The sequence below is a fragment of the Kastovskya adunca genome, assembly GCF_059505785.1.
The window spans coordinates 85,791-106,572 of the sequence record NZ_JCACLG010000057.1 but is presented as its reverse complement, the minus strand read 5'-3'; the positions used below and the strand labels follow the sequence as shown (position 1 = coordinate 106,572).

20 protein-coding genes, 19 tRNA genes and 1 pseudogene are annotated in these 20,782 nt (G+C 47.6%); 6 read left to right on the top strand and 34 right to left on the bottom strand.

Going from position 1 to position 20,782, the window contains the following annotated elements:
* The first annotated feature begins 320 nt into the window (after positions 1–320).
* Positions 321–653 (top strand): hypothetical protein, encoded by a 333-nt coding sequence (locus AC5JR3_RS22060; protein ID WP_495848702.1) that lies wholly within the window; start codon positions 321–323, stop codon positions 651–653.
* A 152-nt stretch (positions 654–805) separates the two neighbouring features.
* On the opposite strand, the gene AC5JR3_RS22055 is transcribed toward AC5JR3_RS22060, so the two are convergent.
* From AC5JR3_RS22055 to psaC, 4 genes are all read right to left on the bottom strand, one after another.
* Positions 806–1,174: an aspartyl protease gene (locus tag AC5JR3_RS22055; RefSeq protein ID WP_495848701.1), complete on the bottom strand. Its 369-nt coding sequence runs from the start codon at positions 1,172–1,174 to the stop codon at positions 806–808.
* Positions 1,171–1,491, bottom strand: coding sequence for a hypothetical protein (locus AC5JR3_RS22050; protein WP_495848700.1), 321 nt, complete (start codon positions 1,489–1,491; stop codon positions 1,171–1,173). The genes AC5JR3_RS22055 and AC5JR3_RS22050 overlap by 4 nt, the downstream gene beginning before the upstream one ends.
* A gap of 119 nt (positions 1,492–1,610) precedes the next feature.
* Entirely contained in the window at positions 1,611–3,488 is a 1,878-nt protein-coding gene (gene glmS / locus AC5JR3_RS22045) for a glutamine--fructose-6-phosphate transaminase (isomerizing) (RefSeq protein WP_495848699.1), read from the bottom strand.
* Positions 3,489–3,794: 306 nt separating this feature from the next.
* Positions 3,795–4,043 (bottom strand): photosystem I iron-sulfur center protein PsaC, encoded by a 249-nt coding sequence (psaC, locus tag AC5JR3_RS22040; RefSeq protein WP_495848698.1) that lies wholly within the window; start codon positions 4,041–4,043, stop codon positions 3,795–3,797.
* Between the two features lie 215 nt (positions 4,044–4,258).
* Between psaC and AC5JR3_RS22035 the strand changes: the two genes are divergently transcribed.
* Both AC5JR3_RS22035 and AC5JR3_RS22030 read left to right on the top strand, forming a co-directional pair.
* A complete protein-coding gene (locus AC5JR3_RS22035) occupies positions 4,259–4,501 on the top strand; it encodes a hypothetical protein (RefSeq protein WP_495848697.1) in 243 nt (80 codons plus the stop codon).
* Positions 4,502–5,190: 689 nt separating this feature from the next.
* Entirely contained in the window at positions 5,191–6,354 is a 1,164-nt protein-coding gene (locus tag AC5JR3_RS22030) for an AI-2E family transporter (RefSeq protein WP_495848696.1), read from the top strand.
* Positions 6,355–6,613: 259 nt separating this feature from the next.
* Here the strand turns inward: AC5JR3_RS22030 and AC5JR3_RS22025 are convergent, their stop codons facing one another.
* On the bottom strand, positions 6,614–7,747 hold the full coding sequence (locus tag AC5JR3_RS22025; RefSeq protein WP_495848695.1) for a septal ring lytic transglycosylase RlpA family protein: 1,134 nt from the start codon (positions 7,745–7,747) through the stop codon (positions 6,614–6,616).
* 481 nt (positions 7,748–8,228) lie between these two features.
* On the opposite strand from AC5JR3_RS22025, the gene purM reads away from it, so the two are divergent.
* Positions 8,229–9,266: a phosphoribosylformylglycinamidine cyclo-ligase gene (purM, locus tag AC5JR3_RS22020; protein ID WP_495848694.1), complete on the top strand. Its 1,038-nt coding sequence runs from the start codon at positions 8,229–8,231 to the stop codon at positions 9,264–9,266.
* Between the two features lie 45 nt (positions 9,267–9,311).
* Here purM and AC5JR3_RS22015 read toward each other — a convergent pair.
* The 28 genes and pseudogenes from AC5JR3_RS22015 to AC5JR3_RS21880 all read right to left on the bottom strand — a co-directional run bounded on the left by AC5JR3_RS22015 (position 9,312) and on the right by AC5JR3_RS21880 (position 17,622).
* Positions 9,312–9,382, bottom strand: a tRNA-Cys gene (locus AC5JR3_RS22015).
* Positions 9,383–9,503: 121 nt separating this feature from the next.
* Complete coding sequence (locus AC5JR3_RS22010; protein ID WP_495848693.1) at positions 9,504–10,736, bottom strand: SpoIID/LytB domain-containing protein; 1,233 nt, start codon at positions 10,734–10,736, stop codon at positions 9,504–9,506.
* 271 nt (positions 10,737–11,007) lie between these two features.
* Positions 11,008–11,148: a hypothetical protein gene (locus AC5JR3_RS22005; protein ID WP_495848692.1), complete on the bottom strand. Its 141-nt coding sequence runs from the start codon at positions 11,146–11,148 to the stop codon at positions 11,008–11,010.
* Positions 11,149–11,228: 80 nt separating this feature from the next.
* A pseudogene (locus tag AC5JR3_RS22000) lies at positions 11,229–11,498 on the bottom strand (type II toxin-antitoxin system RelE/ParE family toxin).
* Positions 11,498–11,704, bottom strand: coding sequence for a hypothetical protein (locus AC5JR3_RS21995; protein WP_495848691.1), 207 nt, complete (start codon positions 11,702–11,704; stop codon positions 11,498–11,500). The pseudogene AC5JR3_RS22000 and the gene AC5JR3_RS21995 overlap by 1 nt, the downstream one beginning before the upstream one ends.
* Positions 11,705–11,966: 262 nt before the next feature.
* Entirely contained in the window at positions 11,967–12,575 is a 609-nt protein-coding gene (locus AC5JR3_RS21990) for a hypothetical protein (RefSeq protein ID WP_495848690.1), read from the bottom strand.
* A 246-nt stretch (positions 12,576–12,821) separates the two neighbouring features.
* A tRNA-Lys gene (locus tag AC5JR3_RS21985) sits at positions 12,822–12,893 on the bottom strand.
* 12 nt (positions 12,894–12,905) lie between these two features.
* Positions 12,906–12,978: transfer RNA gene (locus tag AC5JR3_RS21980), tRNA-Asn, on the bottom strand.
* Positions 12,979–13,226: 248 nt separating this feature from the next.
* A tRNA-OTHER gene (locus AC5JR3_RS21975) sits at positions 13,227–13,311 on the bottom strand.
* A gap of 288 nt (positions 13,312–13,599) precedes the next feature.
* Positions 13,600–14,256 carry a group I intron-associated PD-(D/E)XK endonuclease gene (locus tag AC5JR3_RS21970; RefSeq protein ID WP_495848689.1) on the bottom strand — a complete coding sequence of 219 codons (657 nt, stop codon included), beginning with the start codon at positions 14,254–14,256 and terminating at the stop codon, positions 13,600–13,602.
* A 51-nt stretch (positions 14,257–14,307) separates the two neighbouring features.
* Positions 14,308–14,379: transfer RNA gene (locus tag AC5JR3_RS21965), tRNA-Arg, on the bottom strand.
* 6 nt (positions 14,380–14,385) lie between these two features.
* A tRNA-Val gene (locus tag AC5JR3_RS21960) sits at positions 14,386–14,458 on the bottom strand.
* 5 nt (positions 14,459–14,463) lie between these two features.
* Positions 14,464–14,535: transfer RNA gene (locus tag AC5JR3_RS21955), tRNA-Gly, on the bottom strand.
* Between the two features lie 4 nt (positions 14,536–14,539).
* A tRNA-Thr gene (locus tag AC5JR3_RS21950) sits at positions 14,540–14,615 on the bottom strand.
* Positions 14,616–14,730: 115 nt separating this feature from the next.
* A tRNA-Leu gene (locus AC5JR3_RS21945) sits at positions 14,731–14,805 on the bottom strand.
* A gap of 3 nt (positions 14,806–14,808) precedes the next feature.
* Positions 14,809–14,881, bottom strand: a tRNA-Pro gene (locus tag AC5JR3_RS21940).
* A gap of 4 nt (positions 14,882–14,885) precedes the next feature.
* Positions 14,886–14,961: transfer RNA gene (locus AC5JR3_RS21935), tRNA-Leu, on the bottom strand.
* A 36-nt stretch (positions 14,962–14,997) separates the two neighbouring features.
* Positions 14,998–15,072, bottom strand: a tRNA-Gln gene (locus AC5JR3_RS21930).
* A gap of 10 nt (positions 15,073–15,082) precedes the next feature.
* Positions 15,083–15,160: transfer RNA gene (locus AC5JR3_RS21925), tRNA-Gln, on the bottom strand.
* Between the two features lie 10 nt (positions 15,161–15,170).
* Positions 15,171–15,245 (bottom strand) — tRNA-Asn (locus tag AC5JR3_RS21920).
* 7 nt (positions 15,246–15,252) lie between these two features.
* Positions 15,253–15,326, bottom strand: a tRNA-Phe gene (locus AC5JR3_RS21915).
* A gap of 9 nt (positions 15,327–15,335) precedes the next feature.
* A tRNA-Ser gene (locus AC5JR3_RS21910) sits at positions 15,336–15,420 on the bottom strand.
* Between the two features lie 88 nt (positions 15,421–15,508).
* Positions 15,509–15,580: transfer RNA gene (locus AC5JR3_RS21905), tRNA-Met, on the bottom strand.
* Between the two features lie 127 nt (positions 15,581–15,707).
* Positions 15,708–15,780, bottom strand: a tRNA-Lys gene (locus AC5JR3_RS21900).
* Positions 15,781–15,806: 26 nt separating this feature from the next.
* Positions 15,807–15,879: transfer RNA gene (locus tag AC5JR3_RS21895), tRNA-Cys, on the bottom strand.
* 425 nt (positions 15,880–16,304) lie between these two features.
* The gene (locus AC5JR3_RS21890; protein WP_495848688.1) at positions 16,305–16,505 is read right to left on the bottom strand and encodes a hypothetical protein; all 201 of its coding nucleotides are present in this window, start codon (positions 16,503–16,505) and stop codon (positions 16,305–16,307) included.
* Between the two features lie 195 nt (positions 16,506–16,700).
* Positions 16,701–17,084: an alr0857 family protein gene (locus AC5JR3_RS21885; protein WP_495848687.1), complete on the bottom strand. Its 384-nt coding sequence runs from the start codon at positions 17,082–17,084 to the stop codon at positions 16,701–16,703.
* Between the two features lie 19 nt (positions 17,085–17,103).
* Positions 17,104–17,622 (bottom strand): HNH endonuclease, encoded by a 519-nt coding sequence (locus AC5JR3_RS21880; protein WP_495848686.1) that lies wholly within the window; start codon positions 17,620–17,622, stop codon positions 17,104–17,106.
* A 427-nt stretch (positions 17,623–18,049) separates the two neighbouring features.
* Here AC5JR3_RS21880 and AC5JR3_RS21875 point away from each other — a divergent pair, with 427 nt between their 5' ends.
* Both AC5JR3_RS21875 and AC5JR3_RS21870 read left to right on the top strand, forming a co-directional pair.
* On the top strand, positions 18,050–18,385 hold the full coding sequence (locus AC5JR3_RS21875) for a hypothetical protein (RefSeq protein WP_495848729.1): 336 nt from the start codon (positions 18,050–18,052) through the stop codon (positions 18,383–18,385).
* An 8-nt stretch (positions 18,386–18,393) separates the two neighbouring features.
* Positions 18,394–18,543: a hypothetical protein gene (locus tag AC5JR3_RS21870; protein WP_495848685.1), complete on the top strand. Its 150-nt coding sequence runs from the start codon at positions 18,394–18,396 to the stop codon at positions 18,541–18,543.
* Between the two features lie 358 nt (positions 18,544–18,901).
* Here AC5JR3_RS21870 and AC5JR3_RS21865 read toward each other — a convergent pair whose 3' ends face one another.
* Positions 18,902–20,044, bottom strand: coding sequence for a tetratricopeptide repeat protein (locus AC5JR3_RS21865; RefSeq protein ID WP_495848728.1), 1,143 nt, complete (start codon positions 20,042–20,044; stop codon positions 18,902–18,904).
* Positions 20,045–20,782 lie beyond the last annotated feature (738 nt).

Below are 20,782 nucleotides of genomic sequence, written 5' to 3'. Positions count from 1 at the left end.
TACACCAAGCAAGAAACTGATTTTTGGGGCGATCCGGTCACCCGGCACTATGACACGACTCACGAACAAACTGGCTACACCAAGCAAGAAACTGATTTTTGGGGCGATCCGGTCACCCGGCACTATGACAAGTAGTTGACTGGCGCTGAATCGATTCTGTTGTTAATAGTATGCCGAGACAATCCCCCTTGGCAACTTAGCTGAGGGGGTTTCTTCCAACACTTTTCAGTTCACGAAGCCGAGTAAGCAAGAAGGGCAGTGTCTGCTCTATAGCTCAACCGTACCAGCCTTTCCAAAATCTTTTCAAAGGAATCTCAACTATGACTCGTTCCAAATCCGCCTCTCTATTTCTTTCGAGTTTTCTGCTTCTTTTCAGTTCCCTCGCGCTAGGCAGTGCTATGGTGTTTACGCCTTTAGCAAACACCAAGCCAGCTACAGCCCAAGGGATTGGGAATTGGTTGCCAGTACCCACAGGAATTTACTTTGAAATTGATGGCAAAAAGTTTTATTTCGGTGACTACAGCTACGACCCGACACTAGCCTATCCTGGTAGTAAATGGGAAGTTAAAGTCAACGGTCAAGTGTGGGCACATGGATACGGAGAAACTCCTGGTTGGCTCATCGCTCAAGCACGTAGAATATTTGGATTTTGAATTCTGCTTCTAGCTGTGAAATACACAGCAGCCTAGCGGCAACTTATTTCCACTAAGAAACTGGTCAGTTTTTGCTGGCTAGTTTTTCTTCATATTACAAGTTAGTAAAAATAACGCCTTTCTGACTTAAAGCTTAGGAGCGATCGCCTCTTTCACGCTTCTCCTAAAGTCAGCAATCCCGCCTTTTTATCTACTACCAACCGCCGGGTTTCTAGCCAAGGCAAACCAATCAAAACCTCATTAATTTCTTCACCCCCTAAAACCGGGATGACGAACTCCCGATCGTCAAAAATGACCCTACCTTGATAGAGACTAAAAGTTGCTTCTCCCCGTGCTGTCTGCCTATCCTGTTTGCGAACAAACGACCAGCCTAAACCTTCTACTTCTTGGATATTCATTGCCAGATAGTCAGTAAAACCTGTATCTAACAAGGCATCAACTGCAATCATTGCACCATCACCAGCAATCAAATCAATCTCAAAATAGAGTTCCCCCTGGCTGCCAAAATAGCCATGAATCATATTCTGCCGCAAGTCCCGGTTTCATTGACGCGCATTTCTAAAATCAGGGCTGTGGGATGCTTCTGACGGGCTTTTTGAAAAGCAACTTCTGGATCGGGGTCGATAAAATAATCGCCGCGATCTGGCTCAATCATGATTGCCCAGCCATAATGCTCCGTTACTAATTCCGGGTAAACTCGGTCAAAAATTACCCGACAACGCTTGGCAAAAGCTTCATTCTCCGCCTTGCGCTTGGCTTTTTCTTCAGGAGAAAGGGGAGGGCGATCGGGAAAAATGGGACTACCCAGGGGGACTCTGCGGTGGGTTTTTGGAGTCATGATTTAGCTCATTAACAAGCAACGTGCTTGTATTTTAGCGTTGGCGATCGCGCTAGCAAAAAAGGTACTCAATGGGGCAGTTATCTCCATTGAGTACGCAGGAAAATCAAAGCGATCGCCTACTCTACCGTCACCGACTTAGCGAGGTTCCTGGGCTGATCGACATCCAAGCCTCGCCGTGCGGCAATGTGATACGCCAAAAGCTGCAAGGGAATAACAGTCAGGATGGGAGAGAGAAGTTCTTCCACGACGGGAACAGGTAACAAGTTATCGAAGGTTTCTTCGGCGTCTTGATCATCTATCGGTGTCACCCCAATCAATCGCGCATCGCGGGCTTTAGCTTCTTGGGCATTGGAGAGAACCTTTTCAAAAACACTACCCGGCATCGCGATCGCCACCACAGGAACCTTTGCATCCAACAGCGCGATCGGCCCGTGCTTCATCTCCCCAGCGGGATAACCTTCAGCATGGATATAACTAATTTCCTTGAGTTTCAACGCCCCCTCTAAGGCGATGGGGAAGTTAATCCCGCGTCCTAGGAAAATAAAGTCTTGCGTTTCAGCAAACTCATGGGCTAACTCTTCGATATAGCGCTCTTGACTTTCTAATATCAGCTCAATCTGCGCCGGGAGTAGCCGCAAGCCTTCGATGATTTCCTCAATGCGTGCAGGGGGCACAGTTCGACGTTGATAGGCTAAATCGAGAGCTAAACAGTAAAACGCCACCAACTGGCTGATAAAGGTTTTCGTTGCTGCTACGCCGATTTCAATTCCAGCGTGGGTATCAATAATATTAGGCACTAAATGACCCAAAGAACTTTCAGGACGATTGGTAATGCCTAATAATCGCGGCTGGAACTTGGGATCTAAATCAATACGACGCCGTTTTTCCATCTCCAAGGCGGCGAGGGTATCGGCAGTTTCTCCCGATTGAGTAACGCCAATGGTTAGAGTGTTGGGGGTTAGCGGTGTCGGGGCGTAACGAAACTCAGAGGCGTACTGCACCTCTGTCGGAATTTCTGCGAGTTGTTCCAACAAATACTTCCCAACTAAGCTGGCGTGCCAACTCGTGCCGCAAGCAAGGATTTGAATGCGTTCTAAACTGTCGGTGAGTTGTGGTAGCAAGCTGAGATTAACCGGAGATTTAGAGGCATTTTCAGCACTCCAATTGGCATCTAGGTAAGCTTCTAAGCAAGCCCGCACCACCCCCGGCTGCTCGTAGATTTCCTTGAGCATGAAGTGCCGGAAGCCTTGCTTTTCAACTAAAACGGGGTTCCAGTTGAGGGTGCGGGGGGCTTTTTTGAGGCGATCGCCTTCAAAGCTGTACACCTCTACTCCCACTGGCGTCAGTCGTGCTAGTTCGCCATTTTCCAGCGTCAGCACCGCACGGGTATGGGGGACAAGGGCGGGAGTATCCGAGGCGCAGAAAAATTCTCCTTGCCCAAAGCCAATGGTTAAGGGGGCTTGTTGCCGTGCAGCGATCAGTTCGTCGGGATAATCGGCAGAAATAACAGCGATCGCAAACGCGCCCCTTAGCTCATTTACTGCCTGCCGGACTGCCTCTAGAAAGGAATCTGGCGTTTTCTGTAAAAATTCAGCAATTAAGTGAGGAATCACCTCTGTATCGGTATCAGAGCGGAATTCATGCCCCCTAGCCTTCAATTCCTCACGCAATTCCCGATAGTTTTCGATAATCCCGTTTTGCACCACCGCCACCCGCATTGCTGCATCCATGTGGGGGTGCGCGTTATACTCTTCTGGCTTGCCGTGAGTTGCCCAGCGAGTGTGTCCAATACCAACTTGAGCCGGATTTATCTCTCGTTGTAGTTTCTCGCGGAGATTGCAAAGCTTGCCCTTAGCCCGGACGCAGTGAATCTCTCCTTCTAAGACTGTGGCGACTCCAGCAGAATCATAACCCCTGTATTCGAGTTTCTCTAACCCTGCCATCAAAATATCTGTAGCCGTTTGGGTGCCGATGTAGCCAACGATTCCACACATAAGGCGGTCTCACTCCTGCACGCTAATAATGATTTCCACGCTACTTATCTCTTCAAGACTCGTCAAGAACCGGATCTTTTATGAAGTATGAAGGATATTCTCCCCATCACCTCATCTCCCTCTCCTTCTCTTACCTCTGTGGCTGGTGTGGTGTGGTTTATTAAAACTGCCATTCTTCCCATCCCACCTAAAAAACTCGCAAAAAAGAGGGGGCAGTGCTGCTCCCTCTATCTGATAAATGCATCTTAAAGACGCTTGCTATGGAAAATACCAGGACGGTAAAGACCTGAAGGACTGTCCAGCTTATTAGTAAGCAAGACCCATGCTACGGGTGGTCTCCTGTGCTCCCAGGTAAACCCGGATGCTCAGAAAGTCAGTTGGGCAAGCCGTTTCGCAACGTTTGCAACCAACGCAGTCCTCTGTGCGAGGAGAAGAAGCAATCTGACCTGCCTTACAGCCATCCCAGGGAACCATTTCCAGAACATCTAATGGGCAAGCCCGCACGCACTGGGTACAGCCAATGCAGGTGTCATAGATTTTGACGCTATGAGACATTGAATAACAGCTCCAAACGAGAGTTCTTTTGCTAACAAGACTCAGGATTCGTAGCTAGTTTACCGTAGGGCTTTCACTGCCTTATGTAAAAGGCAACAGAACTTCAAACAACGTAATGTTGAATGGCACTCTGGCACTCTGGTTAATCGCTGAAAAACTGCTCACGAGGAACCTCTTCCCCAAGCCGCTAATTTCGGGAAAACACTCCATCTAAATTGCGGTTTCCTTTACTGTCACTGGATTTGAGCTTTGGCATCATCAGGAGGTGTGAACCAGATACCGTTGCTGTCCAGAACGATAAAGTTCAAGCGGACTTCACCAACGGCATCTTGACGCTGACGCTGCCCAAGGTAGAATCCGTTCAAAACCGGGTTGTGAAGCTCAATCTAGGTCAAGAAGCCATTGAACCTAGCAACCAAGCTCAAGAAGACAAGGCTAATCAGCCAGCCGCTGTCTAGGATGAGCTAACAGGTTAAGCAAACGGCTTAACAATTAAATTTGGCATCTTTTGCCGCTGAGGAGTTGGAGTAAATTTTCCAGCCGCCCAGCGGCTATTTTTTTGTCAGTAGGATTTATGCAAAGCAAAGCCTACTCCTGTAAGGGCATGGCAACGCCGTATCCCTAGGAGAGAATCAATGTTTTTATGCTTCATTCGTGTAAGTCTTGGTCAATCTAACGAGGAGTAATTCCTCATCGCTAATGAGGGCGATCGCTAGTTTCCAGCTCCACAGGAGAAGTCATCAAGCATAATTGAGTTAACCTACCCACAATCTAAGCGTGGAGTTGATTTCCACTTTAGACCTCTTGCAAAAATGTACCAGACCCCTCCCCAACCCTCCCCTTAGTAAGGGGAGGGGGCAAGATTTCAAGTCTCCCCCCTTACTAAGGGGGGATTAAGGGGGGTCTATTAGACTTATGCAATAGGTCTTTTCAAATCAGGGAAAACTTAAGGCTTGCTGCGTAGAGTTAGTACTTGAATCATGCAAGAATTGCACTTCAACCAACGTTAGCTAGAAAATTGTTACTCGGACTCCCCAACTGAGCACTGCTCAGGTTGAAGCCTTTGACCGCTATCTTATAGATGACATTCTTGAGTGTCATCCTATCAGCGGCAGGTAAGCATGGGTTGCCGTAGAAGAGAGCCTCAATGAATTCTAATATCTTTACACCCGTTCAACAGTTTTTAATTACCTGGCTGCTCGTCCTGCTAGCAGCAACGCTGACGTTTAGTGCGTTGAGCTACATCGGCGAACTGATTAGCATTTTGCTGACAGCGGCACTGATTGCCTTTTTACTCAACTATGCGGTTGTGGTGCTGCGACCTTTCTTACCTCGAACTGTGGCAGCCGTCGTGGTGTATTTGGCGGCTGGGGTAGCTTTGGTGGTGATTGCCTTGACGGTGGTGCCTCCTGTCTTTATCCAGGGGCGGCAATTTGTCACAAATCTACCTTCTCTACTAGAGAAAAGCCAGCAACAGCTAGTTAATTTTCAAGCTTGGAGTGTGGAGCATAATTTGCCCTTTGATGTGCGAATTTTGGCGTCGCAACTGCTGGCAAGGGTGCAGGAGCAAGCAGAGGCGATCGCTTCTACAGGATTTGGCTTGGTTTTAGGAACCTTTAACTGGTTCCTCGATTTGATTTTGGTGCTGGTGATTTCGTTTTACATGCTAATCGATGGCACGCGGGTATGGCAGAGTCTCACTAGCATTTTGTCCCCGCGCATCCGCGAAGGCTTAACGTCCGCCTTACAACGCAATCTCCAGCGTTTTGTCTCTGGGCAGTTGCTGCTGGGGCTATTTATGGCAACAACCCTAGCACTGGCGTTTTGGCTCTTGCGGGTGCCCTTTTTCCTGCTGTTTGCCATCTTCATTGGCTTAATGGAAGTGATTCCGTTTGTCGGGGCAACCTTAGGAATTGCCACAGTGGTGATTGTGGTGGCGTTTATGAATTGGTGGTTGGCACTGCAAGTGTTAGGAGTGGCGATCGCTGTGCAGCAGGTAAAGGATAATTTAATCGCCCCCCGGATCATGGGCAGTTTGACCGGGCTTTCCCCGGTGATTCTCTTTGTCTCCCTAATTTTAGGCGGCAAGATAGGGGGATTACTGGGAGTGATTCTCGCGATTCCCCTCACAGGTGTGGTGAAAAGCCTCGTCGAAATTGTTCTCGATCCCACTTTGCCACCACAAACGGGTTCTTTCTTTCACAATCCTCTAGCAGGAGAACCTTGGCAACCCTCATTTACACCAACGGAGCCGGAAGATGAGGTGGAGGTGTCTGATAGCGATCGCCAAGGCGCTAGAGGCACTAACTAAATGTCTTGATGATGCTTGTGCTCAAGGAATCTGGAATATTACAGCAGTTTTCATTTCGGTGTGTACCTCACCCCATTGAAAACTGCTCAGGGTTGGCAGCAAAGAAGGCTTTACCCCTAAATCCCCCTCGGATGCTGGGACACGTCCGATTCCTCTGAGTCAGGAAGCATCAAGATGGGGGAATTTAACTGAATTCTCCCCCCTTTTTAAGGCGCTGGGGGGATCTCCGGGTTTTAAAACACTCCCTAGTCCCTCTTCCCTATTTACCGAGAACATCTATCTGCACAGGGGCGACACCCGTCTGCACCAATCCCAGAACCTTAGCCGCTGCCGCTGAAAGGTCAATGACTCGACCCCGTGCATAAGGCCCACGGTCGTTGATTCGCACGACAACCGAGCGACCATTATTCACGTTGGTGACGCGTACCTGCGTTCCGAAGGGTAAGTGGCGGTGGGCAGCAGTCATCGCATTTTGATTGAAGCGTTCTCCACTGGCGCTACGGCGACCATGGAAACCTGGGCCATACCAAGAAGCTAATCCGTTGACTTGGAGGCGCAGGGGCCCAACGGCGATCTGTGTGGGTTTCTGCGGTTGCGGTATCGGTTTGCCTGCCACCTCTCTCAGGGGGGCTGCATTCCCCATTAGGCGTCGCAGTCGGTTTGTCGCTTGCAGAGCATCTACTTCCAAGTTACGGGTAGTATCTGGCAGAATAGTTTGCTCGTTGACGGTGACTAACTCTTCACCATTGACTTGGATGGCGTAGCAGTTGCACTCTTGCTTCCATGTTACGGCGATCGCTTCTGCATCAACATTTTCTCGATACAACTGATTGAGTCTTGCAGCTACGGCTGTTGCCCGCCAAACCGCATCATCCTCTGGGTTGTTAGCCTGCCCTCTGTGTGCTGAAGGGCTATTTGGATTGGCAGTACTCGCTGCTTTTTTGGTGCCATTCGCCGCTGCTTGTGTGCGGTTAGCGGCAGCGGGCTGGGAACTCAAGAAGGTTAGAACTGGAATTCTTTGGACAGAAAGCGTTGCTGCCTGACGCCCGTTGATTTCATGGACGTTAATTTTAGCGATCGCTTCTTGTTCAGTAGCCGTATCTTCTGGCTGCGATTGAAACTCCCCTACTTTGACCACTTCTATCGCCTGGTTTGGTGCAGAAGTAGAGGCTGACATCATCTCTTCTTCCGACCGCACCGAAGTAGTAACACCCTCTTCCGCATCTTGGCTACCTGGCTTTGTTGGTTCAGCATAACTGGCTGTCGCCGTACCGAGAGCTGTGACTAACAAAGCAGCAGTGAAACCATTCCAAAATCGTTGATTCATAGATTCTTTGCCCAAAACATTTGGAGATTGAGACTGAGTATTGAGGTTGTGTGATTGAACACACATAAATTAACCAACAACTCGTACTCGTTCCGGGTTCGTCCTGTGTCATTGAACTGAAACAGACTAACATGAACTTTTTGGGTTCGGGATCAGGGAGATACGGACATTCCCCACAATTTTATTAAGGCTTCACCTACGTGTTAGCTCTGAAATTCCTACTGGATAAGCTTTACAAGCATCCTCTTCTTAAAATAAATTTACATCAACTTTACAAAATCTTTACAACATGATTTTTCCTTCTGTGAGAGAGAAGTCAGAAATATTGCTCTCTTTGCAATAAACCCCCAGGGAACTCGGTAGAATACATCCTGCACCTCTAGGAGCCGATTGCCAGGACTTTGATGGAGTAACAGCGGTAGAGCGCATGGGGACGAGATAAGAGTTAGATTTTCTGCTCTTTTTTGTGTCTAAGCCGAGCCTGAAGCCGATCAATGGGTGGGAAGGATGCAGTCAACGATTAGCTCAAACTATTGTTTTTGTCGTAATGGATTATCGAGAAGCCGGGGTCAATGTTGAAGCAGGTAGAGATTTTGTCCAGCAAATCCGCAGCCTAGTACAAAGCACGCACCGTTCGGAAGTATTGGGAAAATTTGGCGGCTTTAGTGGTTGCTTTCAATTACCAACGGGCTACAAAGAACCCGTTTTAGTCTCAGGAACCGATGGCGTTGGTACTAAGCTCAAACTGGCTCAAGCCCTCAACTCCCATGAGACTGTTGGGATTGACTTAGTAGCGATGTGTGTCAATGACATTTTGACCTCTGGGGCAGAACCGTTATTTTTCCTGGATTATTTAGCAACAGGCAAATTAAATTCTGAGCAACTAACCTCCGTTGTGGCAGGAATTGCCGAAGGATGCCGCCAATCGGGAGCCGCACTGCTAGGAGGAGAAACCGCAGAAATGCCCGGTTTCTACCAACTTGGCGAGTATGACTTGGCGGGTTTTTGCGTGGGAATTGTGGAAAAGAGCCAAATGCTGGATGGTTCCCAGGTGAATGTTGGGGACGTGGCGATTGGTTTAGCTAGTCAGGGAGTGCATAGCAACGGTTTTAGCTTAGTACGAAAAATTATTAGCGATCGCCAGTTGGATTGGAGCGAAAGCCCAGACTCCCTCGGCGGTCAAAGTTTGGGTGAAAACTTACTCACCCCGACTCAAATTTACGTCAAACCCGTTCTAGAAGCTCGTGCCGGAATCAACATTCATGGCATGGCGCACATCACAGGCGGCGGCTTACCGGAAAACCTGCCCCGTTGTTTGGGTAAAGATCAGTCCATCCGCATCAATCCCGGAAGTTGGAAAATCCCGCCCATTTTTCCCTGGCTAGCAGAGATGGGCAAAGTCAGCGCTGAAGCCATGTACAACACCTTCAACATGGGTATCGGGTTTGTGCTGCTCGTACCTCCCGATCAGGCAGAGCAGACAGTCCGATGGTTTGAGTCCCAAAAGATCGCTGCTTACACCATTGGTGAAGTCATTAGCGGTACTGGTGAATTAGTTGGTGTACCCGAGACTCTACAAGAGTAATTCGCCAAGGAATTAATTCCCTAGCGAACTCTCTGGGATTTTTAAAGGCGGCACCCAGATTTGAACTGGGGGTGGAGGTTTTGCAGACCTCTGCCTTACCACTTGGCTATGCCGCCGTAGTTTGCAAATACTAGCATACCAAATTAGAGGAAGGATGAAGTATGAAAGAGTTTATTGGTTCTCCTCATCTCCCCATCACCCTAACCTCTACTCAAGACTCACCGACTCCCTTCCCAGCTACTCAATCCAAGACAAACCTGCGCCTGGGTAATAGGTGCCTAAAATTTGCTGGTAGTCGTAACCCTGAACGGCTAAATCGCGAGCGCCGTTTTGGCTCATCCCAATGCCGCCAAAGACATTGACCACAATGTCATCTGATGCGGCATACATCGATTCCACAATCCCACCTTTGTAGCTGAGGAAAACACCCGCCGTTTCCATGACTGCTTGCGTGGTAGTATTCCACTCGGAATTGACCCCTTTATAGACTTGCCAGCGTTGCGTGCTGCCCAAATCGTACATCCGGCTAGCAGGTCGCAGGGAATGGACAATGGCGTAAGAACGAGCCGCGATCGCTTGTGCCTTCAAAGCAGCTAGTGGCCAACTTGAGGGCATTTCACTCCCCACGACACTTGCTAGGTAAGACTCTAGTTCAACGTAGTTTACGGCAAGCAGGGTGTCTCCCAAAGAAATCAGCAGCATATCGCCGCGATACCAGCGGTCGTTCACCAAAACTAACCCACCGCTTGCTGGTTTGACCCAAATCGCCTGGGGAGCTTGTACATCGCCAAGGCGAATCGTTTGTCCTTCTGGGAGAACGTGCTTTCCTTGACTGGCTGGCAGTTTGCCAATGCTTTTTCCATTAGCTGTTTGGAGTTCAGCCGCCGTTGAAGAGGCAACAACGAGGGAACTTGCTCCATCAGCGATCGCTACTCGCATCTCCAAACTTTGTGTCGCTTGACGCTGTGCGGGTATGGGTGTTGTCTTGCCTAAAGTAGCCGCTTTCGGTGTCTGCTGTTGTTTGCTTTGAGCTGGCTTAGACGCTGGAGTTTTAGGAGTAGATTGTTTCTCCTGTGGTGTAGAAGCCTTAGCCGTTGGAGACTGAGGTTTTGCGGTAGTAGATGCCTTAGCCGTTGGAGACTGAGGTTTTGGGGGATCAGCTTTGGCGTCTGGTGCTTTATTCGCAACCGTTGTACTCTTGGCGTTTGTAGCAGTCGGCGGCTGCAACAGAAGACTTTTGCTCATAATCTGCTGACGCCACTGTTGTTCAGCCAAGAAGTCTTTGTCTTCCTGAGGTGGTGGCGGCGACGCTTGCGGAGAAGGCTCAGAGGATGAGGATACCGTCAGGGGAGAACGAGACGGTAAGGCTCTAGCCAACACAATCGGCACAAAGACGGCAACGGAAACCAAGGAAACCGACCACAACCAAGAACGGGTAAAGACTTGATGCTTGTCAGGCAGACGGAACATGCTCACTCCTGATTTTGTGCTGACTAACTACCAGATTAAGATTAGCTGCAAAATTACTAATGTGGTATCCAGAGAAATTATTTCTTGCTCAGTATATGAAGAAATATTGCCACTGACAGGACATGCGTTACTTCGCGCCCGTTTCAAAGCGGAGCCATGCTTGTTCATTTTCAATAATTCAGCTAAAAGACGAGTAGCGATCGCATCTTGTTCTTCCTCTGGCAGTTTCTCAAGTTCTGCGATGACGCGCTGAAATCATTTAGTCATGGCTCTAAAACTTAGGTAGTCGTTTACGAGACATCATAGCGATGGCACTGTTGAGCGATCGCATCCTTGCAACGTTAACGACTGAAGTGAGATGGTAGGCGCGATCCGCTTCGCTGATGCCGTAGGAAATCGCTTTTATTGGCATAGATGGAAGCTCAATAATTGAAGTGAGATATCTAGTGCAGCGAGGTTATATGGAGATTGCTTACAGCACGATTGTGTTTCTTAATACACCTCGTCGTGGCTACCAATATCTACAAATACCGCATTCCCATCCTCAGTGAAGTAAAATAACACCCGTTCATCGTACTCCACACTAAAACTCCATAGGTCTTTGAGCTAGCCCGACAATTTGTGAGTTTTCAAGCTTTGCTCGAAGGGGTCTATGGTAAACTGCTCTACCTTTTGCCAGAATTTTGCTTCTAAATCTAAATTTCCCTTGATTCGCTTTTTGTAAGCACGTTGGAATGAAGAGCTAAAACTGATTTCTACCATCACTCCTCTATCAAGAGTCTCAGCTCATTAATATTAGAGGATAACTTCAGTTCGCCATTTTTCTCTTCTATTTGTGCTGTTTTGAAGTTTTCATATATTTCCTCTCGGCGTTCTTCCCGTAGATACTGTTTCACTAGCAATTGAATTTCTTGCTTTTCTTCTGTGGAAAGGCTTTTGATTGCCTCAACTAAATCACTGAAGCTCATAGCATGAAACACCGTGTAGGGCTTACTTTATCAATCTATCATGACAATAATTGTTTGGGATGAGTACTCCTATTAAGGCAGATTCAATGTTGAGCGTCTACTCAATCTCAACCTAAGCGCGATCGCATCCTTGGAATGCTAACGACTGAAGTGAGATGGTAGACGCGATCACACTCTTAGAGGGTTAGGTGCATCGATTTATTAGGGTAATTGATTCTCGCTAGCCATATATCAGTATTTTGAGAGCTTATTCAGCATTGTTCTACATAATTTTTCTCAATATTGGCAACAGGAATTGCTGAAAGTTAAATAATTTCTCTTCTGCACCCGCTACTGCTAATTTCAAATCACTCCTCTTCACCTTAAAAATTACAGGTTTTGGAGGTTCACCATATTCTGCTGTTCTCCTAAACTGAAGATATTCTTCTTCTATTGCACTTACCATTAACCAAGGATGACCAATCCAAAGCATTGTTTCTTGGCTATCTGTCCACTTAGAGATATCCTTCCATTCATGAATATCTTTAAGGCTACCGCAGCACTCAGGATAAATTTGAAATGTTTCATTAATTTCGAGAATGTAACCCCCATATAAAGCACTAAAATCTTCTTTGATATTTCCTTTTGAGTCAATCAGATGCTTTTGCAGCATAAGTTCTATTGCTTTGTTATGGTTAAGCAATTCTTCCGTTTCAACTAACCACAAACCCTTGGCATAAGGCTCAAGACTAATAATGCCTGAATCAGCAAGAGAATTTTTCCAGTAAGCATCCCAGTCATCACAGCAATTCCATTTTGAGCACTCCGGCATTGCATGATGCTTTGTTTGATAATATGTGGGAGCAAATTCTACAACTGGTAGTAAATTCATTTGACAATTAAAGAAATGGACTAAATGATACATTCAATCGTAAGGTGCGGTTAATATTTCTGTTACGCGAATCGCAAAGCGCATTCCTTGCTCGATCGCGATCGCTTTCAATAACTCAACGGTTCTTCAGGCGATAAAAAAGCAATACGACACCGTTTCCATAGATCTTGGTTTTCTGTGAATGGAACTGGGCAGTTGTGCGTGAGTTCACAATTACACAATTATTATTGCTACAGCTACCTGAAGTGGGTGGTATAGGAATCGAACCTATCTAGTGCGGATTAAAAGCCCGCTGCACAGCCGCTATGCCAACCACCCGTGAAAACAAAACTGCCAGAGTGGGACTCGAACCCACAACCTCACGGTTAACAGCCGCTTGCTCAGCCAATTGAGCTATCTGGCATTAACCCCTTACCCAAGAGTCGAACTTGGTTCCCGTCCTTCGGAGAGACAGGTCTGCATCCCGCAGGTAAGAAAAACCCCCTCTGGATGGCATCAAACTATCAAATTTGGCATAGCCTACGCCAAGGCTTCGCCAACGTAGTATTAGCTCCAGTTCCATTTACAGAGGGAAATCCACTGGGAAGGTACTGCCCCTTCTATAGCCGCGTTATCAGCACGGTGCTTCACTTTTCAGCCTCCAGTGGGCAGAGGAAGATAGAGGACTCTAACCCCTACAGCGTCAGCCGTACCACGGTTTTCAAGACCGCTTGCCGTCCATTCGGCGGTATCTTCCTTGAGGGTGTCTGACGGGACTTAAACCCGTTATGGCTTGCCTCACAAATAGCGTGCAAGTTTTCAGAGCAATATGTGTTTTCTCAGTTACTAGAGAAACTCCGCCGATAAGTTACTACACACTCTTTAAAGGAGGGCTACCTCTAAGCCCACAAACAAGGGTTCTTCGCACTCCTTGTTCGCCACGCCCACTATATTAGAACATCGTTACTTTTCCTCTCGTACTAAAGTATGTAAGCTCTAAAGATTAGGTCACGCTGTATGTGCGATCGCAATCTACAAACTTAGTTTATTTGCTGCTATAAATTTTTGCCCAATAACCTCTAGGAGGTTTCTCAATCCCATAAGCTTTACACCATTTTTCTACTGCCTTATCGCTCACACCAAAATCTTTAGCTATGTGAGCAGTTGGTTTAGTCCAGACTAGCTTATGCAATTCTTCTTTAGATGGACGTTCAACCTTTCTGGACTTAGGTCTTGCCGAATAACGCCTTTTTATTCTTACTCGGCTTGCTTGAAGCTGAAAATCTTTAAGCTCCCTTTTGAGAACTTCAAATTGAATTACCAGAAAGTCCTCCCACCAATAAAAAGGAGTAGTGCTATTGGGTATTTCGGTTCTAATTATGATGCCTCGGTAATCAAAACTGGGGTAAATAACCTTATCTTTATCCGGCAAGTAAATGGCGTAATAATCAAAATCATCTTTTTGATACTGGCGTTTATGATTTCCATGTTTGTCATTCCATGTTGTATGACCGAAAACTCGTCCAATGCTAGAATATTTAACCTGAATTTTCAGGAATTTATTTTCTTTCCATGCTACTAAATCAAATGGCAAGTGTTCGCAAATCAAAGGGGTGAAAATCACATAACCTTTAACAGTTAAATCAGCTATAGTTTTCGCTACAGCTAAGTCTGCTTTTCCTTTGGTATGATGAGTGATCATGAATTGAACCTAAACCATGAAAGTAAATTTATCATGATTTAGGTTCAATGACGCCCTCACCAGGATTCAAACCTGGGACTCTCATCTTAGAAGGATGTGGCTCTTTCACTGAGCTATGAGGGCTTGAATTGGTAGTCCTGACAGGGCTTGAACCTGTGGCATCCTCTTTGTGAGAGAGGCGTCCCAACTGAGCTACAAGACTACGGAAGCGGGTGATGGGACTTGAACCCATGCACTGAGTGTGGCGCACTCAGATGCTAGCCGCTACATCACACCCGCATTCTGGGGCTGGTGACAGGAATTGAACCTGCAACCGTTCGCTTACAAAGCGATCGCTCTTCCACTTGAGCTACACCAGCATTTGGTGGCGGGGGTAGGAATTGTTCGCGTTAGCGTTCCCGAAGGGTACCTACTAATAAGAGGCTTATGAGACCTCCAAGCCTACCGTGGCTACTTCACCCGCATCGTCACCAATACCCCTGACTGGACTTGAACCAGTAACCTCCTCGTTCTAAGCGAGGCACCTCTTGCCGATTGGGCTACAGGGGCGTATCGGGATGGCAGGATTTGAACCTGCGACCATCAGCTCCCAAAGCTGCCGCGCTACCAACTGCGCTACATCCCGTTGATACTCCTGGTGGGGCTTGAACCCACACGTAGACTGTTTTTAAGACAGCCGCCTACTTCCAATTGGGCTACAGGAGCATTACTTAGCTGCTCTCTCACTGGGATCGAGCAGAACTGGGGAGGCAGGAATCGAACCTACGAAACCCTGATCCAAAATCAGGTGGCTTTGCCAACGTCGCCTACTCCCCAATCAATGAAATGGCTGCCGGGGTAGGGTTTGAACCTACATGACTTCCGCTTCAGAGGCGGAGGACTTTACCAATTCGTCTACCCGGCAATAAATGAAATGGCTGCCTTGGTAGGGATTGAACCTACGACCATTCGCTTAACAGGCGATCGCTCTACCCCTGAGCTACAAGGCAACGACAGCCCCCCAGGTCGGAATCGAACCGACGACCTCCTGTGCTTCAGACAGGCGCTACTACCAACTGAGCTACCGGGGGAAATTTCAACGGAGAGGACAGGAGTCGAACCTGCACGCGGGAAACCCACGCTTCCTTAGCAGGGAAGTGCTTTAACCAATTCAGCCACCTCTCCAGATAGCCCTAAAGGGATTTGCACCCTTGTTTCTGCCTTGAGGGGGCAGCGTCCTAAGCTGCTAGACGATAAGGCTATGTTTCGTCAGTAGGAGTAGCAGGACTTGAACCTGCGACTAGTCCCTTATGAGAGGACTGCTCTACCACTGAGCTATACTCCCTTGTGTTTTACGACACGACTCCAAGGAGATTTGTTCGCGTTAGCGTTCTCCGAAGGAGTACTCCTGTCTCTGCTTCGACAGAGCAGCATCCTAGGCCAAACTAGACGATGGAGCCTTGTATGAAAGGTGGGAGTAGCAGGGATCGAACCCGCGACCATACGGTTAAGAGCCGTCTGCTCTGCCGACTGAGCTATACTCCCATACCTGTATTACAGGATGTAATTAGAGGTCGAGGTGGGAATCGAACCCACGCAAAGGAGTTTTGCAGACTCCCCCCGTAACCATTTGGGTACTCGACCTCGTTAGTCTATGCGATCGCCCCAACGGGACTTGTTCGCCGAAGGCGTTCCCGAAGGGTACCCGTGTCTTCTGGTCGAAAGCCAGAAATCCTTGGCCGCGCTTACGATGGGGCGATGTAGCCAGAGCGATGAGTTGGAACTTGATAATTGCTGTTGAGTAAAGTTGCATCAAGTTGGAGTTGCTTTTCTTGCCTTGTAAAGCAATGAACCCAATGATTAACAACAAACTCAAAGCGGGTATCAATCTCATGCTCTCTTTCTATTGATCGCATCTCTTTTAGTGGGGGCGATCGCCTTTTACGCGTCAGGTTTTATCAGTTGACTCAACCACCGCCCCTATAAGATGCCTGTGTCCAAAAACACAGATCAATTAAATGGAGTTTAATTATTTAGTTTTCAAGGTTCAGTAAAAAGACTTGTCTTGCTTACAAAAACAACCGCCGTTCTAGGTAATAGACTTGATAAATATTACGAATGGCTTCGGGATTTTTGTTGCAGGTATTAGGTTTACAACTGTTTTGTTCCATCTTTCCTTCAGGTTTTTGGGAAGGAAGTGGGCTAAGTTTTGTAATCAACTCTTGTAGCAATCTCGGTTGACCTGAGGGTCTTAGAGTTAGTGAGGACATGACGTTTTGTAGTAGGAGTTTTGACTCCTTTGTTGCTTCACTATGTTTATACTACAAACATACTACAAAAATGTCAAGGGTTTTCTAAAACTTTTTTTGTGGTGCTGGTGAATCCCTTGGTTTACTTGGTCAATAAAGTAAAAAGGCGCTCAGTTGAGCACCTTTGTAGTGGGCTTACTTCAGAAAACTAGGTGCTTAGGTTTCTAGAAAGGCGGCATGATTTTGAGATTCTTGCCACAGCTTCAGGAGAAAGAACTCAACAGCGTAATTCATCGATGTGACAAAAATACCCGTGTCGCTTTCTGAGTCGGAGGTGAGCCAGGTTCCTTGCAAGCTGACTTCGATGTAGTCAGCATCGCAGGGAGATAAGTCGATCGCCTCTTCTTGTTCTCCAGTTCGCTCTAGATGACGCAACTGCGGTAAGTTAGCTGGAAGCAGGAAGGAAGCGGTGCTGGGTTCAACAGCGATCGCTGTACCGATTCGCATCGCCAGAATGACCCGCGAAGTCACCCACTCTTCTAAAGGTTGAGCCAGATGCTCTAAGGTGAAGTTGTTTTCGGTATAGGTGAGTTTCAGCATTTTGCCTGGTGATCTCCTTCTATTCCAGGTTTTCTGTCTGTTCGCGCCAGAACTGTTCGGAAAATGCCACGGTAGGGTGGATTGGTGTTCTGGGTTTTGTGCGTAAGGTCATTCCGGCTTGAGCGGGAGTGCGATCGCCTTTTCGGGAGTTGCACCGTTCGCAGGCTATAACTACGTTGTCCCAGCTATGTTTTCCGCCTTTTGACTTGGGATTAACGTGATCGAGCGTTAATTTTTTTGTGCTACCGCAGTATTGGCAGGTGTGCTTGTCGCGCCGCAATACTTCTCGGCGGCTAACAGGCGGGACTTTCCAAACTCGCTCCGCATCAGTAATCGTCAAGCGGATATGGTTAGGTACCAGTAGCACGACACTCGGCGATCGCACAGCAATACTCTTGCTGTTTGTAAACGAGAGTGGTTCTGCTTTCCCTGTGACGAGTAGGGCGATCGCTCGCTTAATGTTGATGCTTGCTAACGGTAGGTAGTTCTTGGAGAACACCACCACTGACTGTCCTAAGATGTCTATTGCGCTAGTCACGGCTAGACTCCTGATAAAAAAAACGCCCCCGTTTCTTGGTCAGAAGCGGGGGCTGGAAAAACTTGTGGGGTTTTTTCGTCCTATATCGGTACAGTCACTCTGCGCCTGTACCTACCGCTTCGCTGATCTAATTGTGGATTTATACCCGGCAAATCACTGACATTACTAACGCTAAAATCAATTCCCGTACCTTTAATAAGCCTGAGTCTGCCATAGCCCTCTATAAACAAAATCTCCACCGACGCTACTGTATTTGACCAACCGTGTAGGCGGTTGGCGACAGAGCAGTTGGTGGAGGAAGTAGATATAAGAAGGCTCACGCTTAGAATTAATTGATTAAAGTATGGGCTGGAAACTTGAATCCTAACTTTTAAATACTACACTTGTATTACGAACATGTCCACATATTTTAGAGGAAAAAATCATGATGCGTACAATCAGCCGGACTTCGACCACCGACATGGAAGTCACCAGCATTCGTCTGGAACGAGATTTGAAGGAGAAACTCAAAGAACTTTCTGGCAACCAGGGGTATCAGGCACTGATTCGGGATATCCTCTGGAACTACGTGCAACAGAAGTCTGGCGATTACCGACCTGAGTTTTCCCGTTCCGATATTAGAGCCAGTATAGAGGCAACTGCTCATCGGGACGAGCGCTGCGTACTCACAGGTCAGTTTATTCAAGAGAACGAGCCAATGTTATTAGGCGTGACGGCAAGTGGGGATTTGGTTCCACTCAGTGTGGAGAGTCTGTCGAGTTAAATAACATTGTGTATGTAAATTTAGTCGGGGCATCCTCACCAGATGCCCTGTCATCCCTTATCAATGAGTGGGGTGGTGGAGGCGATCGCACTACCTCTATTTTCCCTGTGCGGTTTTCACCTGTGAAATGCGATCGCCTCAAATTCCCGACTTTTTAGACAAGTTGGAGATTTTGCCTTCACGAATTATTTAGTAAAGGGAATATAGCAGTTGAGCCTAACAGCGTATTGCCACCCAAAAGTTGTTTGATCCCCCTCGCATCCTCCTTTTTAAGGGGGACTTTGATTTCTGTTCCCCCCTTATTAAGGGGGGCTAGGGGGGATCTCTTACCAAGATGCAAAAGGTTGTCTGATCCCCCTCGCATCCCCCTTAAAAAGGGGGACTAAGATCTCTGTTCCCCCCTTTTTAACCCTGGCTAGGGGGGATCTCCATGATGCGAAGCCATCTCCTCCGACTTGTGTATACACCGTAGCCTGAGAGAGGGGTTGGGGGAGAGGTGCTTCAATTCTGAGTAATTTAACTTTCTTGCTCCAAAACTTGAATTTGCGCCCAAAGTTGCGCCCCCAAAGGATGATCTCGCAACTGCTCTAAACTAGCCCGACCTTCACTAATTGCAGATACCCAGAATAAGGCTAAATTTTGCCAAGTTCCGACTATATCAGGATGATTTTCCGGCAAGCTGCGCTGAAAGATCTCCAAGGCTTGCAGCAACAAGGGTTCCACTTTGCCGTAGTCTCCTTGGGAATAGTAGAGAAGAGCTAAGTTGTTGAGGTGGGTGGCTAACTGCGGGTGATCGCGAGGGAGGGAGCGACGACTTATTTTCAAAGCTTTCTGATACAAAAGTTTTGCTTTGCTGTAGTCTCCTTGGGCGCGGTAGAGTTCAGCTAAGTTGTTGAGGTCGATGGCTATCTCCGGATGGTCGCGAGGGAGGGAGCGACGATTTATTTTCAAAGCTTTCTGATACAAAAGTTTTGCTTTGCCGTAGTCTCCTTGTGACTTATAGAAATAGGCTAAGTTATTGAGTGGCAGGTTTAACTGCGGATGGTTTGGAGGCAAGGAGCGATGGTTAATCTCTATGGCTTGCAGGTACAAGGATTCGACATTTTCGTTCTGTCCTAGGGATTTGTAGAGTTCGGCTAAGTTGTTGAGGTGCAGGGCTAGCTGCGGATGATCTTTAGGCAGTGAGCGGCAATCTATTACTAAAGCACGCAGAAGTAAGTATTTCGCTCTTCTGTACTGTCCTAGGGATTTGTAGACTGCGGCTAAGTTGTTGAGGCTGACAGCTAACTGTGGATGGTTGTAGGGCAGAGAGTGGCGAAGAATATATAAGGCTTTCTGGTACAAGGGTTCGGCTTTGCTGTAGCATCCTTGGGAATAGTAGAGTGCGGCTAAGTTGTTGAGGCTGAGGGCTAAGCGCGGATGGTTGTAGGGCAGAGAGCGTTTATTGATACCCAAAGCTTGCTTCCACAAGGGTTTGGCGTCGCTGTAGCGTCCTTGGGAATAGTAGAGAAGAGCTAAGTTGTTGAGGCTGGTAGCAACATCAGGATGATCCGCACTAAGAAGCGATTTCGCTACTTCTGTACATTTCTCTAACCAAGGTTCTGCCAGTTGGTAGAATCCTTGACCTTGGTAGAACAAGCCTAAACCTGTAAAAAGCATAATTAAGTCTTCATCACTGAGCCAGTTTGTCAATTGGCTTGCCAATTCCTCAAGGTGGGGAATAGCTGGCTTAAGTGACTCAATCAACTCCAGCGTCGGCTGCTGAGGAATTTTCTTTGCCTCTGCCACCATCACTGCTGCAAAGGCATGTTTCATCTCATCCGCCTGAGCGAACCCCTCCAACTTCTCCCGAAAAAACTCCCGAATCAACTGATGCAACAGGTAAATCTCCTCACCCGCCGCTTGCAGTAAATGCAACTCCTCCAACGCCACTCTGGCATCTTCTAACTCTTCAGCCTCTTCCTCTGGTGCCGCAAATTCTACCAACACCCAAGGAATCGCAGCCAAGGCAAATAAACTCAGAAAACAGCCCAATTGTTGAGCCTTAAAATTGTCGTTCAACGCTTCCCAACTCAACTCAAAGGCGGCTCTCACCCCTCGCTCAGCCGTCATTTCTGATTTTGCTTCTTCCAGAGAAGTGTGCCTGAGTCCCTTGGCTTCTAGGCGCGACAGCATTACTTTCAGAGGCAAACTACATCTCTGACTGTCACTGAGATATCGCCCCACCAATTCCAGTGCTAACGGTAAGTAGCCCAGCCGCCGACAGAGTTGTTTAGCATCCTCCAACTCCCCCTCAATCCGTGCCACATCAGTCAAAAACTTGAGCAAATCCAACGCCGCCACTTCATCTAGCACATCTAGCCGCAGTAGTTGTACGGGTTTTCCCAACTGTCGCCG

Bases quoted from the DNA above. Each gene is read 5' to 3' on its own strand.
- AC5JR3_RS21875 (WP_495848729.1), top strand. From the start codon at position 18,050: ATGCGTACAATCAGCCGGACTTCGACCACCGACATGGAAGTCACCAGC.
- AC5JR3_RS22050 (WP_495848700.1), bottom strand. From the start codon at position 1,491: ATGACTCCAAAAACCCACCGCAGAGTCCCCCTGGGTAGTCCCATTTTT.
- AC5JR3_RS22010 (WP_495848693.1), bottom strand. From the start codon at position 10,736: ATGTTCCGTCTGCCTGACAAGCATCAAGTCTTTACCCGTTCTTGGTTG.
- AC5JR3_RS21865 (WP_495848728.1), bottom strand. From the start codon at position 20,044: ATGCTTTTTACAGGTTTAGGCTTGTTCTACCAAGGTCAAGGATTCTAC.
- purM (WP_495848694.1), top strand. From the start codon at position 8,229: ATGGATTATCGAGAAGCCGGGGTCAATGTTGAAGCAGGTAGAGATTTT.
- AC5JR3_RS21890 (WP_495848688.1), bottom strand. From the start codon at position 16,505: ATGTCCTCACTAACTCTAAGACCCTCAGGTCAACCGAGATTGCTACAA.
- glmS (WP_495848699.1), bottom strand. From the start codon at position 3,488: ATGTGTGGAATCGTTGGCTACATCGGCACCCAAACGGCTACAGATATT.
- AC5JR3_RS22060 (WP_495848702.1), top strand. From the start codon at position 321: ATGACTCGTTCCAAATCCGCCTCTCTATTTCTTTCGAGTTTTCTGCTT.
- AC5JR3_RS21990 (WP_495848690.1), bottom strand. From the start codon at position 12,575: ATGAATTTACTACCAGTTGTAGAATTTGCTCCCACATATTATCAAACA.
- AC5JR3_RS22055 (WP_495848701.1), bottom strand. From the start codon at position 1,174: ATGATTCATGGCTATTTTGGCAGCCAGGGGGAACTCTATTTTGAGATT.
- AC5JR3_RS22030 (WP_495848696.1), top strand. From the start codon at position 5,191: ATGAATTCTAATATCTTTACACCCGTTCAACAGTTTTTAATTACCTGG.
- AC5JR3_RS22025 (WP_495848695.1), bottom strand. From the start codon at position 7,747: ATGTGTGTTCAATCACACAACCTCAATACTCAGTCTCAATCTCCAAAT.
- AC5JR3_RS21970 (WP_495848689.1), bottom strand. From the start codon at position 14,256: ATGATCACTCATCATACCAAAGGAAAAGCAGACTTAGCTGTAGCGAAA.
- AC5JR3_RS21995 (WP_495848691.1), bottom strand. From the start codon at position 11,704: ATGAGCTTCAGTGATTTAGTTGAGGCAATCAAAAGCCTTTCCACAGAA.
- AC5JR3_RS22005 (WP_495848692.1), bottom strand. From the start codon at position 11,148: ATGCCAATAAAAGCGATTTCCTACGGCATCAGCGAAGCGGATCGCGCC.
- AC5JR3_RS21885 (WP_495848687.1), bottom strand. From the start codon at position 17,084: ATGCTGAAACTCACCTATACCGAAAACAACTTCACCTTAGAGCATCTG.
- psaC (WP_495848698.1), bottom strand. From the start codon at position 4,043: ATGTCTCATAGCGTCAAAATCTATGACACCTGCATTGGCTGTACCCAG.